This is a genomic window from Lipingzhangella halophila, from assembly GCF_014203805.1.
In the GTDB taxonomy this organism is placed as follows: Bacteria; Actinomycetota; Actinomycetes; order Streptosporangiales; family Streptosporangiaceae; genus Lipingzhangella; species Lipingzhangella halophila.
The window spans coordinates 3,417,819-3,432,629 of the sequence record NZ_JACHJT010000001.1 but is presented as its reverse complement, the minus strand read 5'-3'; the positions used below and the strand labels follow the sequence as shown (position 1 = coordinate 3,432,629).

Genomic DNA, 14,811 nt, shown 5'->3' with positions numbered 1-14,811 from the left:
TTGGGCCAAGGGTGCGCCCGGAAAGTCGCGCGTGTCCCTCAACGCGGGGTCATCTCTTGTGAAAAGGGAACTCGTCGCTGGATGCCCGTACCGGGACCGTCCCGGGTGGGCTCGATGGGGTTCAGCCCGCGGTACCGGGATGCTTCCCGCCGAGCCTGCGGGTCAGTTCGGCGGCGGCATCCCGCGCGTGCGGTGCGAGATCCGCGAGGCCGCTCGGGTGGGAGCTCGGCACGGTCAGACTGATCGCCGCGACCGGGGCGCCATTGTGGTCGAAGGCGGCGGCGGCCACCGAGGAGAAGCCCGGACTCACCTGGCCCTCCTCACTCGACCAGCCCTGCCGCCGCTCGCGGTTGAGGACCTCACGCAGCTCGGTCGGGGACGCGGGGCCGGCTCCGGTGCGGTCCACGAACCCGCCCGCCCCGGGATAGAGCGCCCGGACGTGGGCCCTGGGCATGTGGGCCAGCAGAGAGCGTCCGGACGCGGTGAGGTGGGCTGGCAGCCGCACACCGACCCCAGTGACGAGGGTCGGCGCGTGCGAGGACTGCTCCTTGAGCAGGTACAGCGTCGTGGCGCCGTGCAGCACGCCCAGGTGCGCGGTCGCGCCCGTCTGCTTGGCCAGTTCGGCCAGCAGCGGGCGAGAAAGGCGCTCCAGGGGGTCGTGGCGCAGGTAGGCCGATCCGATCTCGAACGCCGCGACCCCGAGCCCCCACCGATGCTCCTCCGGCAGGTGGGTGACGAACCCCTCCTCGGCCATGGCCTCCAGCAACTGGTACGTGCTGGAGCGGGGCAGGCCCAGCTCGCTGGCGACGGCCGTCGCCGACACAGGCCCGGTGCGGGAGGCGAGGAACCGTAGGACGCGCAGCGCCCGGGTGACGGCCGGCACATGGCTCATTGGCCGATTGTGGCACGGTATGTGTCGATCCCCCAGGGCAGGACAGAAGATCACGTATCCCCAGATAGGGCACGGGGTAGGTGCAGGAGCTCCTGCTGCGCCGCTGGTCAGCGCCGCACGATCGGGTGGGGCGTCTGGCCGGGGTGTCCGTTATGATCCACGGTGGTTGTTAATTCAACTTCGACGGAAGAACTTTCCCCCTAAAGTGCGTGTCCGTCCCACGCACTGCGCAGGGCGCCCCACCGTGGAGGTGGGGCGCCCTGCGCCTTTTTGGGTCGGGGGCTGCCGGGGTTCTGGAGGGTCCGTAGGTGGGGTGGCCGTGAGTGGCGGAGCCGTTTGGGCGGCACACCGGAGGTGCCCGAAGGTTCCCGGCTTCCGGGGCGCCTGACCCGGTGAGCGGCAGTGAGCCCAAAAAACACTGCCTGGTGGGGGCCACGGCGTACCGCACGGCGTCGTCACCGCGGTGTTGTCTGAAACCTCGGACACTATCGCCGTGTTAGGGCTCGCGTGCGCGCCGCACACCGCGTGCAATGGAGGCATGGCTACCTCGCCGGACATCCTTCTCGGCCGCGAACCACTGACCCGGGACGACGTCGTCGCCGTTGCCCGCCACGGCGCACGCGCCCATCTCACCGACGACGCCCGCAAGGCCCTCGCTGAAGGGCGCGAACGGGTCCGGGCGCTGGCCGCGGGCCCCGACCCCGCCTACGGGGTCAGCACCGGGTTCGGTGCCCTGGCCACCCGGCACATCGAGCCGGGGCTGCGTGACCGGTTGCAGCTCTCCCTTGTCCGCTCGCACGCGGCCGGTGCGGGCGCCGAGGTCGAACGCGAGGTCGTGCGCGCGATGATGCTGCTGCGGCTGCGCACCCTCGCCTCGGGCAAGTCAGGGGTGCAGGTGCGGACCGCGGAGGCCCTGGCCGGCATGCTCAACGCGGGTGTCACCCCTGTCGTCGCCGAGTACGGGAGCCTCGGATGCTCGGGCGACCTCGCGCCGCTGTCGCACGTCGCGCTGGCGCTGACCGGGGAGGGCGAGGTCCGCGACGCCGGCGGCGAGTCGCGGCCCGCCGCCGCGGCACTGCGCGAGGCCGGGCTGACCCCCGTCGAGCTCGCGGCCAAGGAGGGGCTCGCCCTCATCAACGGCACCGACGGCATGCTCGGCATGCTCCTGCTGGCCTGCCACGACCTGGAGCGGGTACTGCGTGTCGCCGACATCACCGCGGCGATGAGTGTCGAGGCCCTGCTCGGCACCGACCGGGTATTCGGCGCCGACCTCCAGGCGCTGCGCCCGCATCCCGGGCAGGCCGCGGCGGCGGCCAACATGCGTGCGCTCCTGGACGGCTCGCCCATCGTCGCGGAGCACCGGGCCGCCGGTCGCACCCGAGTGCAGGACGCCTACTCGTTGCGGTGCGCGCCGCAGGTGGCCGGGGCCGCGCGCGACACCCTCGCGCACGCCGACAACGTGGCCGCGCGCGAGCTCGCCGCCACGATCGACAACCCGGTGGTGCTGGACGACGGGCGCGTGGAGTCCAACGGCAATTTCCATGGGGCGCCCGTGGGTTACGTCCTGGACTTCCTGGCCATAGCGGCGGCTGACGTCGCCGCCATCGCCGAGCGCCGGACCGACCGGATGCTCGACGTCGCCCGGTCGCACGGCCTGCCCGCGTTCCTCGCCCACGACCCCGGCGTGGACTCCGGCCAGATGATCGCCCAGTACACCCAGGCCGGGATCGTCTCCGACCTGAAACGCCTCGCCGTCCCGGCGAGTGTCGACTCCATTCCCAGTTCGGCGATGCAGGAGGACCACGTCTCGATGGGGTGGGCGGCGGCGCGCAAGCTGCGCCGCTCGGTCGCCGGCCTCACCACTGTTCTGGCCGTGGAGCTGCTGACCGCGGCCCGGGCCCTGGACCTGCGCGGCCCGCTGACTCCGGGCCCGGCCACCGCCGCTGTCCGCGACCGCGTTCGGGAACGTGTGGCCGGGCCCGGGCCGGATCGCCACCTCGGTCCCGAGATCGAGGCCGCCGCCGACCTCATCGCTGACGGCAGCGTTCTCACCGCCGCCGAGACGGTCGTCCCACTCGCCTGACCCGGAGGTCCCAGATGAGCGGCACCAGCACCGACCACAGTCCGCACACGGTGCGCGCCCCGCGCGGCACGACGCTCTCCACGAAGGGCTGGCAGCAGGAGGCCGCCCTGCGGATGCTGCACAACAACCTGGACCCCGACGTCGCCGAACACCCCGAGGAGCTGATCGTATACGGCGGCACCGGCAAGGCCGCCCGCGACTGGACCAGCTTCGCGCGGATCACCGCGTCCCTGCGTGACCTGGAGGCAGACGAGACCCTGCTGGTGCAGTCCGGCCGCCCGGTCGGGATCCTGCGCACCCACGAGTGGGCGCCCCGGGTTCTCATCGCCAACGCCAACCTGGTCGGCGACTGGGCCGACTGGGCGGAGTTTCGCCGCCTGGAGGCGCTCGGCCTGACTATGTACGGGCAGATGACGGCCGGGTCCTGGATCTACATCGGAACCCAGGGCATTCTGCAGGGCACCTACGAGACCTTCGCCGCGGTGGCCGCCCGGCGTTTCGGCGGTGATCTCGCCGGCACCACCACCCTCACCGCCGGGCTGGGCGGCATGGGCGGCGCGCAACCGCTCGCGATCACCATGAACGGCGGCACGTGCGTCGTCGTCGAGTGCGACCCCAGCCGGATCGAGCGGCGCCTGCGGACGGGTTACCTGGACGTGCGCGCCGACGGGCTGGACGAGGCGGTGCGGCTCGCCACCGAGGCGCGCGACACGCGGCGCCCGCTGTCCGTGGGACTGCTCGGCAACGCCGCGGACGTGCTACCGGAGCTGCTCCGGCGCGGCGCGCCCATCGACATCGTCACCGACCAAACATCCGCGCACGACCCGCTCCGGTACCTGCCGAGCGGCGTGGCGTTCGAGGACTGGCGGGAGTACGCGGCGGCCAGCCCCGAGGAGTTCACCCAGCGCGCGCGGGCGTCGATGGCGGCGCACGTCGAGGCGATGGTGGCCTTCGCCGACGCGGGAGCCGAGGTGTTCGACTACGGCAACTCGATCCGGGGCGAAGCCAGCACCGCCGGCTACGCGCGCGCGTTCGACTTTCCCGGATTCGTCCCCGCCTACATCCGCCCGCTGTTCTGCGAAGGCAAGGGCCCCTTCCGGTGGGCCGCGCTGTCGGGCGACCCCGCCGACATCTACCGAACCGACCAGGCGGTCCTCGACCTCTTCCCGGAGAACGAGGCACTGGGCCGGTGGATCAAGCTGGCGGGGGAGCGGGTCGCCTTCCAGGGACTGCCGGCCCGGATCTGCTGGCTCGGCCAGGGTGAGCGGGCCGCGGCCGGGCAGCGCTTCAACCAGCTCGTGGGCTCCGGTGAGGTCAGTGCGCCGTTGGTGATCGGCCGGGACCACCTGGACACCGGATCAGTCGCCTCGCCGTATCGCGAGACCGAGGCCATGCGGGACGGCTCGGACGCCATCGCCGACTGGCCGCTGCTCAACGCCCTGGTCAACACCGCCTCCGGAGCGTCGTGGGTGTCCGTGCACCACGGCGGCGGCGTCGGCATCGGACGTTCGCTGCACGCCGGCCAGGTGAGCGTCGCCGATGGCACGGGGCTCGCGGCGGCGAAACTGGACCGGGTGCTCAGCAACGACCCGGCAACCGGGGTCATCAGGCACGTCGATGCTGGGTACCCCGAAGCTGAGACGGTAGCCGCGCGCCATGGCATCCGGGTACCGATGCGCGAGGAGTGACCGCCGCCGGGGCCGCGTGGCCCCGTGCGTGCCGGTACGGCACCCGCAAGCGCCGCGGGAACGAGCGACCGAGAACCGAGGAGACCGAGATGACCGCTACCTTCGATGCCCTGTGGGCCGAGCTGGCGCCCATCGGTCGGAACCGGACCACCGGCGGGTATCAGCGCCTCTCCTGGTCGCCGGCCGATTCCGCGGTCCGCTCCTGGTTCGCCCAGGCCGCCGCGGCCCGTGGGCTCGACGTGCGGCCAGACCGGAACGGAAATCTGTGGGCGTGGTGGGGCGAGCCCGGCCCCGGCGCCGTTGTCACCGGGTCGCACCTGGACTCCGTGCCCGAGGGCGGCGCCTTCGACGGCCCCCTCGGCGTGGTCGGAGCGTTAGCGGCAGTGGATGAGCTGCGGCGCCGCGGTGTGCGGCCGAGGCGCCCGCTCGCCGTGGTGGTGTTCGTCGAGGAGGAGGGCGGACGCTTCGGTGTCCCCTGCCTCGGCAGCCGGCTGCTGACGGGCGCGATCACCCCCGAACGTGCCAGCGCGCTCACCGACACCGACGGCACCACCTGGGCCCGCGCTATGGAGAAGGCGGGACTCGACCCCGACCGCATGGGAGCGGACCCGGACCTGGCCGGCCGGATCAGCGCGTTCCTCGAACTGCACATCGAGCAGGGCCGCGGCCTCGTGCACACCGGGCAGCCCGTTGGGGTGGCCAGCACCGTCTGGCCGCACGGCCGGTGGCGCATGGAGTTCTCCGGCCGGGCGGACCATGCCGGCACCACCCAGCTCGGTGACCGCCACGATCCCATGCTGCCCCTGGCCCACACCGTCATCGCGGCCCGGTCGGTGGCCGAGGCGCGCGGGGCGGTGGCCACCGTCGGAAAGATGGTGGCCAAACCGAACTGCACCAACGCCGTTCCATCCAAGGCCCGCGCCTGGCTGGACGCCCGCGCCCCCGACGAGGCGACGCTGCGCGCCGTCGTCGACGCCGTCGACGCCGAGGCGCGGCGCTACGCCGTGGAGCACGGCGTGTTCCTCGCCAGCTTCCAGGAGTCGAGCACCCCGGTCGTGCGGTTCGAGCACGAGCTGCGCGACCGCATCGCGGCGATCGCCGGCGGAACCGACGGCCCTGCTCCGGTGCTGGCCACCGGGGCCGGGCACGACGCGGGTGTCCTCGCCGCCGTCGTTCCCACGGCGATGCTGTTCGTACGCAACCCCACCGGAATCTCGCACGCTCCGGAGGAGTACGCCGAACCCTCCGACTGCCACGCCGGTACGGCGGTCCTGACCAACGTCCTCGCCGATCTGCTCAGTGAGGAGCCGCAGTGAGCTCCGGCGACATGGGGGCCCGGTCGACCGTCGCCGTGCTGGAGCGGGAGCTGCACGCCGGCGACGAAGGCGAGAACCCGCGGTACTGGTGCGAGTGGGCGTGGACGGGCGAGCCCGGCGCGGTGGTCGCCCCGGGTGTACTCGTCGAGGTCGACACGGGCGGCCGGATCGTCGCGGTGACCCCGGACACGGCCGCGCCGGCCGACGCCGAATGGTTGCCCGGCCTCACCATCGCGGGCCTGGCCAACACGCACTCGCACGCGTTCCACCGGGCACTGCGCGGCCGTACCCACGCCGGCGGCGGATCGTTCTGGACCTGGCGCGAGCAGATGTACGGGGTCGCCGAACGGCTCACCCCCGACAGCTACTTCCGCCTCGCCCGCGCCGTCTACGCCGAGATGGCGCTCACGGGCATCACCGCTGTGGGCGAGTTCCACTACATGCACCACGCCCCCGGAGGCAAACCCTACGACGACCCGAACACCATGGGTGCGGCGCTCGTCGCCGCCGCCGGCGAGGCGGGGATCCGGATCACCGTGCTCGACACGTGCTACCTGGCGGGCGGCATTGCCCCTGACGGGCGGCACCGGCCGCCAGAGCCGCGGCAGGCGCGGTTCACCGACGGCGACGCCGACGCGTGGGTCGCACGGGTGGACGCCTTCCGGCCCAGCTCCGCACACGCCCGCGGCGGCGCGGCCGTGCACTCGGTCCGGGCCGTGCCTGTCGACCAGCTTGCACCCATCGTGGCCTGGGCGGACGAGGCGCGTGCTCCGCTGCACGCGCACGTCTCGGAGCAGCCCGCCGAGAACGAGGCGGCCATGGCGGCCTACGGCCGGACCCCCACCGCTGTCCTGGCGCGGGCACGCGCCCTGGGAGAGCGGACCACCCTGGTGCACGCCACCCACCTCAGCGACGGCGATGTCCGCGCAATCCGGGCCGCCGAGGCGGGCGTATGCCTGTGCCCGACAACGGAACGCGACCTCGCTGACGGCATCGCGCGCACGGGCGACCTGGTGGCCGCGGCCAGCGGCGAGAAACCGGCGGTGCGGATCAGCCTCGGCACCGACCAGCACGCCCAGATCGACATGTTCGACGAGATGCGCGGCGCCGAGCTGCACGAACGGCTGCGTACCGGCCGTCGCGGCACCCTCGACGCCCAGCACCTGTACCGTGCCGGCACCGCCAATGGGCACGCCGCGCTCGGGTGGGGGACCGCGACCGCGCCGGAGGCCGGCGCCCTGCGGCCGGGAGCGCGGGCGGACCTGGTCAACATCAGCCTCGACAGCGTCCGGCTCGCCGGGTTCGAGCCGGCGCACGCGCCGGGCACCGCCGTCTTCGCCGCCACAGCCGCCGACATCAGGCACGTCATGGCCGACGGCCAGTGGATCGTCCGCGACAGGGCACACCTGTCCGTCCCCGACACCGCCCTCGAACTCGGCTCCGTGATCAGGGAGCTGTACGCATGAGCACACCTCGGACGTGGCGCCGGAGCCCCCATCACTGGCGGAGGAGGCGGCCCTCCGGTGTACGGGGCGCCGCTCCGCGCGCGCCGCACGGTCGCGCGCAGCCATCGTGGACGCGCGGGGGCAGCGCCGCACCACCGCGGCGAACCCTCCTTGCGTGGCGGCGCGCCGCGAATCCCCGCCCTCTTGGTGCCGCCGCCGGGGGTGCACCGTGACCGGTGCCGCGCCCGTTCCGCGTTCCATGGTGATCGACCACATCGGCACCCTCGTCAGCAACGCCCCGGAGCTGGGAACGGGGGAACTCGGCGAGCTCCCCGGCGCCGCCCTGGTGGTCGAGGACGGCCGCGTCGCGTGGGCCGGCCCGCGGGAACGCGCGCCCGGCGCCGACACCCGCGTCGACGCCGGAGGCCGGTGCGTCATCCCCGGATTCGTGGACAGCCACTCGCACATCGTCTTCGCGGGGGACCGCAGCAGGGAGTTCGCCAGCCGGATGAGCGGGCAGCCCTACGAGGCGGGCGGCATCCGCGCCACGGTGGCCGCCACCCGCGCCGCCACCGACGGCGCCCTACTGGACACGGCGACCCGGTTGTTGCGGGAAGCCCGCGCGCAGGGCACGACGACCCTGGAGATCAAGTCCGGCTACGGGCTGAGCGTGCGCGACGAGGAACGCTGCCTGCGTGTGGCGGGCCGCCTCAGCGAGGAGGTGACGTTCCTGGGCGGGCACCTCGTCCCGCCCGAGTACGCCGCCGACCCCGATGGCTACGTGGAACTGGTGACCGGCCCGATGCTGCGGGCGTGCGCCCCGCACGCCCGGTGGGTCGACGTGTTCTGCGAGCGGGGCGCGTTCGGTGAGGAGGCGTCCCGGCGCATCCTCACCGCCGGGCAGCGGCACGGGCTGCGCGCCCGCGTGCACGGCAACCAGCTCGGCGAAGGGCCCGGGGTGCGGCTCGCCGTCGAGCTCGGCGCCGCCTCGGTGGACCACTGCAGCTACCTGGGTCCGGACGACATCGACGCCCTCGCGCAGTCCGCCCGCGGCGGTGCCGGTCCGGCCACCGTGGCGACCCTGCTGCCCGGGGTGGACTTCTGCACCCGGCAGCGGTACCCGGACGCCCGCGCGCTGCTCGACGCGGGCGCGACCGTCGCGCTGGCCAGCGACTGCAACCCCGGCTCGTGCTACAGCTCCAGCATGGCGTTCTGCGTCGCGCTGGCCGTCCGCGAGCTGGGCATGACCCCCGAGGAGGCGCTGTGGGCCGCGACCGCGGGCGGTGCCCGCGCCCTGCGCCGCGACGATGTGGGCCACCTGGGCGTGGGAGCGCGCGCCGACCTCACCCTGCTGGACGCCCCCAACCCCCTCTACCTCGCCTACCGGCCGGGCGTTCCCCAGGTCGCGGCGGTGTACAAGGACGGCGACCTCGTCAGCGGGACACCGTGACCCGGGGTTGTGGATTTCCCGGACGGAGCGGGTATCGGACCGCTATGGCCAAGACCGTGACAATCAGCATCGAACTGCCAGCGGACCTTGAAGCCCGCCTCCGCGCGGAGGCCGAGCAGCACGGTATCTCCTTTGAGGATGAGGTGGTCCGCCGCCTGGCGGCGGACGAAGACGAAAGGAAATCGAGCAGGACGTTCCACTCGGCTGGTGTGGGCACCAGTGGCCACCACGACACGGCGCGTCGAGCACGCGAGCTTCTCCGCGAAGAGTTGGGCGAGCAGTGACTCTCATCCTCGAGACCGGGCCGCTTTACGCGATGATGGACGCCGGCGACGATGATCACGAGGCGTCACTGCGGTTGCTCACGACATATCCGGGCCGCATAGTCCTTCCCACGTTGTCCATCACTGAGGTCGCGTACCTGGTCAGTAGCCGTATCGGGGCCAAGGGTGAGGTGGCTCTGCTGCGTGACCTGGAAGCGGGACACTTCCATGTCGAGCCCGTATGGCCCGCCGATTGGGCGCGTATCAGGCAGCTCGTTGACCAGTACGCTGACCTGCCCCTGGGAACGATCGACGCCTCGGTCATCGCCTGCGCGGAGCGGCTCGGGGTCACCGATGTGGCCACGCTCGACCGCCGCCATTTCACGGTGGTCCGGCCCAAGCATGTCGGCGCGCTGACCCTGCTGCCGTTCCTCTCGGAGAACTAACTCCGTTGTAGCACCGCGGAAACGCGCTCCCATCAGGATGGAAGGGAACCGGCGCAGCCCGCCGCCGGCGCAACGGCGCCACCTGGCGGGCGCGCCACCTTCGAGGGGAGCGACATGAGCCTTTGGCGCATCCGCGCAGCTGTCGAGGACCGTCCGGGGCAGCTCGCCGGGGTCGTCGGGGCGATGGCGGCCGAGGGCGGGAACGTGGTGGGCCTGTCCATCCACGCCGATCCCGTCGGCGTGGTCGACGAGTTCATCGTCGACGTGCCCGGAGACCACCGGGCCCTGGTGCGGGAGGTCGCCCGGCGCAGCGTCAGCGACTCCGTCGCGGCGGTGCCGGCGCAGCCGCGGGAGGTGGGCGACGACGTCACCCGCTCGCTGCTGCTCACCGCGCGGCTGCGCTCCGAACCCAACCAGCTTCCCGAGGCACTGCGTGAGCTGCTGCTCGCCGACGAGGCCCGGTGGAGCAACCTGACCCGCCCCGAACCGGAGTTCCTGGAGGAACCCGAGACGACGCTGCTGGTCCCCGTAGGACCTTTGCGCGGAGTCCGGCTGCGCCGCCCGGACCGCCCGTTCACCTGGACGGAGTCGGCCCGTGCCGACGCGCTGGTCCGTTCCGTGCTACCTCCGGCGGGGCCGGTCCCCACCAGCGGGTCGCTGACCACCAGCGGCGGGACCGAGCTGTTCGTCTGGCAGGTCGGCGCGGGCGACGCCGAGCCACTGCGGCGGCTGCACCGGCGCTGCTCGGAGGAGACCACCCGGCGGCGCTACTTCACAGTGATGCGCGAGCTGTCGCCGCGCATGCTCGCCGTCTTCTGCGACCCCGAGCACGGGCTGACCCTGGCCGCGCGCCCGGCGGAGGGTGGCGAGCCCGTCGCGCTCGCGCACCTGATGTACACCCCCGACCCCGGAGTCGGGGAGGTCGCCTTCCTGGTCGAGGACTCCTGCCAGCAGAGGGGGGTGGGGAGCGCCCTGGCGCGGACGCTCACCACGATCGCCGCCGACTGGGGCCTCGCCGAGGTGCGGGCCGAGACCGTCGCGGGCAACAGGCCGATGCAGCGCATCATGCGGACCATGGGTGCCACACTCCGCGCCCCGCAGCACGGGACGGTGCAGGCGCGGCTTCCGGTCGCCGGGTCGGTGCCCCCGCGCCGCCCCGGGCGCCTGACGAGCCTGATGAGCGAACCGGGAGCCGCGGGACAGCGGTTGGCGTGACGCCGGACGCCCACGAACCACTCCCCGAATGAGGAACGGGGGAGCGCCGGCAGCCGGGTGACGGCCTCCCCCGTTCATTTGCCGCGGTGGAGGCGGCCGGAGCGGGTGCCGGCGGCCTCCGCCGCAATCCCTGCTTTTGGGGCTCGCAAGCTCGCTGGGTCGGGTGCCTGGAGGCCGGGAACCTTCGGGTCCTGCGGTGTGGTCGCTCGTTCCTCGCTTCCCCACCTCCGGACCCTCCAGAACCCCGGCGGCACCCGAGGTGTTTTTGGGGCTCGCAAGCTCGCTGGGTCGGGTGCCTGGAGGCCGGGAACCTTCGGGTCCTGCGGTGTGGTCGCTCGTTCCTCGCTTCCCCACCTCCGGACCCTCCAGAACCCCGGCGGCACCCGAGGTGTTTTTGGGGCTCGCAAGCTCGCTGGGTCGGGTGCCTGGAGGCCGGGAACCTTCGGGTCCTGCGGTGTGGTCGCTCGTTCCTCGCTTCCCCACCTCCGGACCCTCCAGAACCCCGGCGGCACCCGACCTAGCAGCCAAGCACTCCGAGAAGCTGGCCCTAGTCCGAGCGGCTGTTCTCGGGCTCCTCCGGGTGCCGGCGTAGTTGGATGACCGCCAGGGCCAGCCCGCCCCACACGATGGTGAGGGAGATGACCAGCATCACGATGGCTCCGGTCGACATCAGCGCGTCCCTTCGTCCTGTGTGGTCTCCCCGAACTCCGGGGAGTCGGTGGCCTGGCGCCGCCACGGGATGAGGGCCAGCACGGCACCGACGATAACGGCGCCGGCCGCGACACCCACCCCGCCGATGAGGAGCAGCCCCAGCGGGTAGCCGCCGTAGGGCTCACTGAACTCACCGCGCAGGCTGTCCCACATCATCCAGCCCAGAAGCAGCGGCGTGATCACCCCGAGGGTGACGCGCCACCACCAGCCGAGGGGGACGGCCGATGTGGCGTTGGCGTGTTCCTGCATCCGCCGCAGCCCTCGCAGGACCCAGGCCACCACGACCACGATCACGAGCCCGGCGAGCGCGACGCCGTAGAAGTTGATGAAGTGGTCGGCGGTGTCGAGGATGGCGAGCCCGCCGTCGGTCGGGTAGAGAGCGAGCGACACCGCCGCGATCGCGCCGCCGACGATGCACACGGCCGGAACCCGGGCGAGCCCGGTGCGGTCCTGCACGGCCGCCACCACCACCTGGACGATGCTGATGAGCGAGGACAGCCCGGCGACCACCAGGGAGACGAAGAACAGCAGCCCGAACAGGGCGGCGCCCACCGGAATCTCGGAGATGATCGTCGGGAAGGCGACGAACGCCAATCCCACACCTTCGAGTTCGGCGTCGGCGATGGGGACCCCGGTTGAGACCGCCATGAAGCCGAGTGTCGCGAACACCCCGATGCCGGCGAGGATCTCGAACGAGCTGTTGGCGAACCCCGCGACCATGGCGGTTCCGGTGAGGTCGGCGCGGCGCCGCAGGTACGACGCGTAGGTGATCATGATGCCGAACCCGACGGAGAGGGAGAAGAAGATCTGGCCGTACGCCGCGACCCAGACACCGCCGCTGGTGATGGCCGACCAGTCCGGGGAGAAGAACGCGTCAAGGCCCTGGGCGGCACCATCGAGGGTCAGCGCCCGTACGACCAGGATGCCGAAGAGCACCACCAGGAGCGGGATGAAGATCTTGTTCGCCCACTCGATCCCGCGCCGCACGCCGAAGGCCAGCACGGCGAGCACGATCACCCAGACGGCGAGCAGTGGCCACAGAATGCCCGGCACATAGGCCGAGATCCCCCCGTCTGCCCGGGTGGCCTGCAGGAAGCTTTCCTCGAAGAACACTCCGGGTTCGTCGCCCCACTGCTGGCCGATGGAGAAGCCGGCGAACCGGACCGCCCAGGCGACGATCACCGCGTAGTACGTCGCGATCACGAAGCACACCGCGACCTGCCACCACCCGATCACGGTCGCGGGACGCGACATCCGGTGGAAGGCCATCGGCGGCGACCCGCGGAAGCGGTGGCCGATCGTGTACTCCAGGATGAGCAGCGGGATGCCGGCGGTGAGCAACGCGATGAGGTACGGCAGCAGGAACGCCCCGCCGCCGTTGTCATAGGCGATATAGGGGAACCGCCAGATGTTGCCCAGGCCAATGGCCGATCCGATCGCCGCGAACAGGAACCCGGCGCGGGTTCCCCACTGCTCGCGGTGTTGCTGTGCCATATGCGGGACTCCTAGATTGTTCGCCGGCTGCGCGGTGGCGTGACCGGTACATTGTCTCGACAGGCGTCCGCTGCCGGGACTCGAATCGCCGCTGAGCCTCGTGGTCGCCGGGGCATGGCCCTCGCGCCCACGCGAAGGAACCGGTGCACCGTGCTGGCCCGGAACAGGGAGGCCGGGCCGGCAGCCAGGCTGCCGGGTGCGTGCCCCGCGCGTGCCCGGTCGCCTTTGGCATACGGCCGTGCTGGCCGGCACCGGGACCGGGCCCACTCACGTTCCGGGTCCACATGCCACCCGGTCCGCTGATGTCATGGCTCAACCGCTATCGCGTCTGGTGACCGCCCTCGTGAGGCGGCTGTGACGCCTGCGATGCGGCATCCTATCGCTCACCTGCGGCTGGGCCGTACTCGTCCCGCCCGCATCGGCTCGATCGGCCGCTACGTGGGACCCGGGCTCGCGGCGCGGCCGCACTCGGGCGGTGTGCTGGGTGGCTGTGCCAGCCAGAGGGCCACCGAGATACGTACAAAACCTGCCGCGGGCCCGTGGTGATCAGCGGCGCGCGGTAACGGTTCAGCGGCGCCTCAGCGCCCGCAGCGGGCGTCTCGGTACGGTTCTGGCGTTTTCGGAGCGCCACGCCGGAAGGCGCCCGGATGACCTCGATCGAGCGCACCGCCTACCCCCGCTTCAAGCGCCGGATACCGGCCCGCGAGCTGCACGACGCTTTCACTCCGATCTCGGGGCCACCACCGCCTGGTTCGACGAGCGGCGCGCCCTGGCCCGGACACGCCAGAGCGTGATCGACGCGCACCCCGACTTGCAGGAACGTGAGCTGGCCAAGATGGCCAAGTTGAGCGCGGCGATAGCGCAAGCGCTGCGCGAGCGGGGAACGTCCGAGCCCGCGGCCGCCCTCGCCGCCGAGGCCGGGGTGGCCGCGTTCCGGATCGCCTTCGCTCAGTGGTTGGCCGACCCGGACGGGCACGGCCTCGGATCGTACATCCGGTCGGCCGTCGATGATCTGCGCAGGGTCACCGCCGCCTGAGCTGGCGCGCGTTGACGTTCGGGGCAAGAGGTCTCGGGGGTCGAGGGGGATCGGTACAGAATTCGGCGCCAGCACTCTCCGCGACGCACTGCTCGCGGACTCCGGGCACACCTCCGTCACGAGCCTGGCCCGCTACGCGCGGGTGGCCGCCGAGGCACTCTCACGCTGGCGGGCCGAACGCGACCCGCCCGCCGCGGCCGCCGACCCCGGATTCGAAGTCGGCGCCGCGCGTCCACGGCAGCTTCTACACGTATCTCGGTGGCCCCCAACCGGGAAGGGCCTTGTGCGGGCGCGCCGGCGTGATGCCCCCACATGAAAAGCTGCCGGTACACGTACCGGCAGCTTTTCATGTCCTGCGGTTCTCCGCGCCGCGCTCGTGGACCGGCCGAGCGGTCGCGCCGGATGCGGGGTCAGGAGGAGGGGGAGTCCGCGTCCTCCGAGGCGTCCTCGGACTTGGCATCCTCCGAGGCGCCTTCGGACTTGGCGTCGGTCTTCTTGGAGCGGCGCTTCTTGAACGGGCGCGAGTAGTCGACCAGCGGCTCGAAGCGGGCCTCGTACTCCTTCTTGCACTCGTCGCAGGCGTCGACCTCGCGAATGGCGCCTTCCCAAGCGAACTGGACGACGTCAGTCGCCTCGACCTTCTCCTCGCGAATGGCGTGCGGATCGCAATACTTGCGCGTGAAGACCTCGGTGACCACGACGATGGCTTCCTTTCGGTAGTCGGTACGGAGACTTTGGGGGAAATCATACACGCGTTCGAAGGCGTGGGTGT

General features: G+C 72.2%; 13 protein-coding genes. 9 read left to right on the top strand and 4 right to left on the bottom strand.

The features are described 5' to 3' along the window. Nucleotides 1–121: 121 nt before the first annotated feature. Nucleotides 122–892, bottom strand: a complete 771-nt coding sequence (locus tag F4561_RS15885) for an IclR family transcriptional regulator (RefSeq protein WP_184579866.1) — start codon at nt 890–892, stop codon at nt 122–124. Nucleotides 893–1,430: 538 nt separating this feature from the next. Here F4561_RS15885 and hutH point away from each other — a divergent pair. From hutH to F4561_RS15845, 8 genes are all read left to right on the top strand, one after another. After that, on the top strand, nt 1,431–2,975 hold the full coding sequence (hutH, locus tag F4561_RS15880) for a histidine ammonia-lyase (protein WP_184579864.1): 1,545 nt from the start codon (nt 1,431–1,433) through the stop codon (nt 2,973–2,975). Nucleotides 2,976–2,989: 14 nt separating this feature from the next. Next, complete coding sequence (gene hutU, locus F4561_RS15875) at nt 2,990–4,663, top strand: urocanate hydratase (RefSeq protein WP_184579862.1); 1,674 nt, start codon at nt 2,990–2,992, stop codon at nt 4,661–4,663. A gap of 89 nt (nt 4,664–4,752) precedes the next feature. Further along, nucleotides 4,753–5,979: an allantoate amidohydrolase gene (locus F4561_RS15870; protein WP_184579860.1), complete on the top strand. Its 1,227-nt coding sequence runs from the start codon at nt 4,753–4,755 to the stop codon at nt 5,977–5,979. 11 nt (nt 5,980–5,990) lie between these two features. After that, nucleotides 5,991–7,445 carry a formimidoylglutamate deiminase gene (locus tag F4561_RS15865; RefSeq protein ID WP_184583716.1) on the top strand — a complete coding sequence of 485 codons (1,455 nt, stop codon included), beginning with the start codon at nt 5,991–5,993 and terminating at the stop codon, nt 7,443–7,445. A 238-nt stretch (nt 7,446–7,683) separates the two neighbouring features. Next, nucleotides 7,684–8,874 (top strand): imidazolonepropionase, encoded by a 1,191-nt coding sequence (hutI, locus tag F4561_RS15860; RefSeq protein ID WP_184583714.1) that lies wholly within the window; start codon nt 7,684–7,686, stop codon nt 8,872–8,874. Between the two features lie 44 nt (nt 8,875–8,918). Then, a complete protein-coding gene (locus F4561_RS15855; protein WP_184579858.1) occupies nt 8,919–9,158 on the top strand; it encodes a hypothetical protein in 240 nt (79 codons plus the stop codon). Further along, on the top strand, nt 9,155–9,583 hold the full coding sequence (locus tag F4561_RS15850; protein ID WP_184579856.1) for a type II toxin-antitoxin system VapC family toxin: 429 nt from the start codon (nt 9,155–9,157) through the stop codon (nt 9,581–9,583). Before F4561_RS15855 ends, F4561_RS15850 begins: the two co-directional genes overlap by 4 nt. 114 nt (nt 9,584–9,697) lie before the next feature. Next, on the top strand, nt 9,698–10,798 hold the full coding sequence (locus F4561_RS15845; RefSeq protein ID WP_184579854.1) for a GNAT family N-acetyltransferase: 1,101 nt from the start codon (nt 9,698–9,700) through the stop codon (nt 10,796–10,798). 547 nt (nt 10,799–11,345) lie between these two features. On the opposite strand, the gene F4561_RS15840 is transcribed toward F4561_RS15845, so the two are convergent. Beyond that, nucleotides 11,346–11,468, bottom strand: a complete 123-nt coding sequence (locus tag F4561_RS15840) for a methionine/alanine import family NSS transporter small subunit (RefSeq protein ID WP_184579852.1) — start codon at nt 11,466–11,468, stop codon at nt 11,346–11,348. Then, nucleotides 11,468–13,003, bottom strand: coding sequence for a sodium-dependent transporter (locus F4561_RS15835; RefSeq protein WP_184579850.1), 1,536 nt, complete (start codon nt 13,001–13,003; stop codon nt 11,468–11,470). Before F4561_RS15835 ends, F4561_RS15840 begins: the two co-directional genes overlap by 1 nt. A 769-nt stretch (nt 13,004–13,772) precedes the next feature. Here F4561_RS15835 and F4561_RS34170 point away from each other — a divergent pair. Next, nucleotides 13,773–14,039 (top strand): acyl-CoA-like ligand-binding transcription factor, encoded by a 267-nt coding sequence (locus tag F4561_RS34170; protein ID WP_281384236.1) that lies wholly within the window; start codon nt 13,773–13,775, stop codon nt 14,037–14,039. Nucleotides 14,040–14,449: 410 nt separating this feature from the next. On the opposite strand, the gene F4561_RS15825 is transcribed toward F4561_RS34170, so the two are convergent. Further along, the gene (locus F4561_RS15825) at nt 14,450–14,737 is read right to left on the bottom strand and encodes a hypothetical protein (protein WP_184579846.1); all 288 of its coding nucleotides are present in this window, start codon (nt 14,735–14,737) and stop codon (nt 14,450–14,452) included. Nucleotides 14,738–14,811 lie beyond the last annotated feature (74 nt).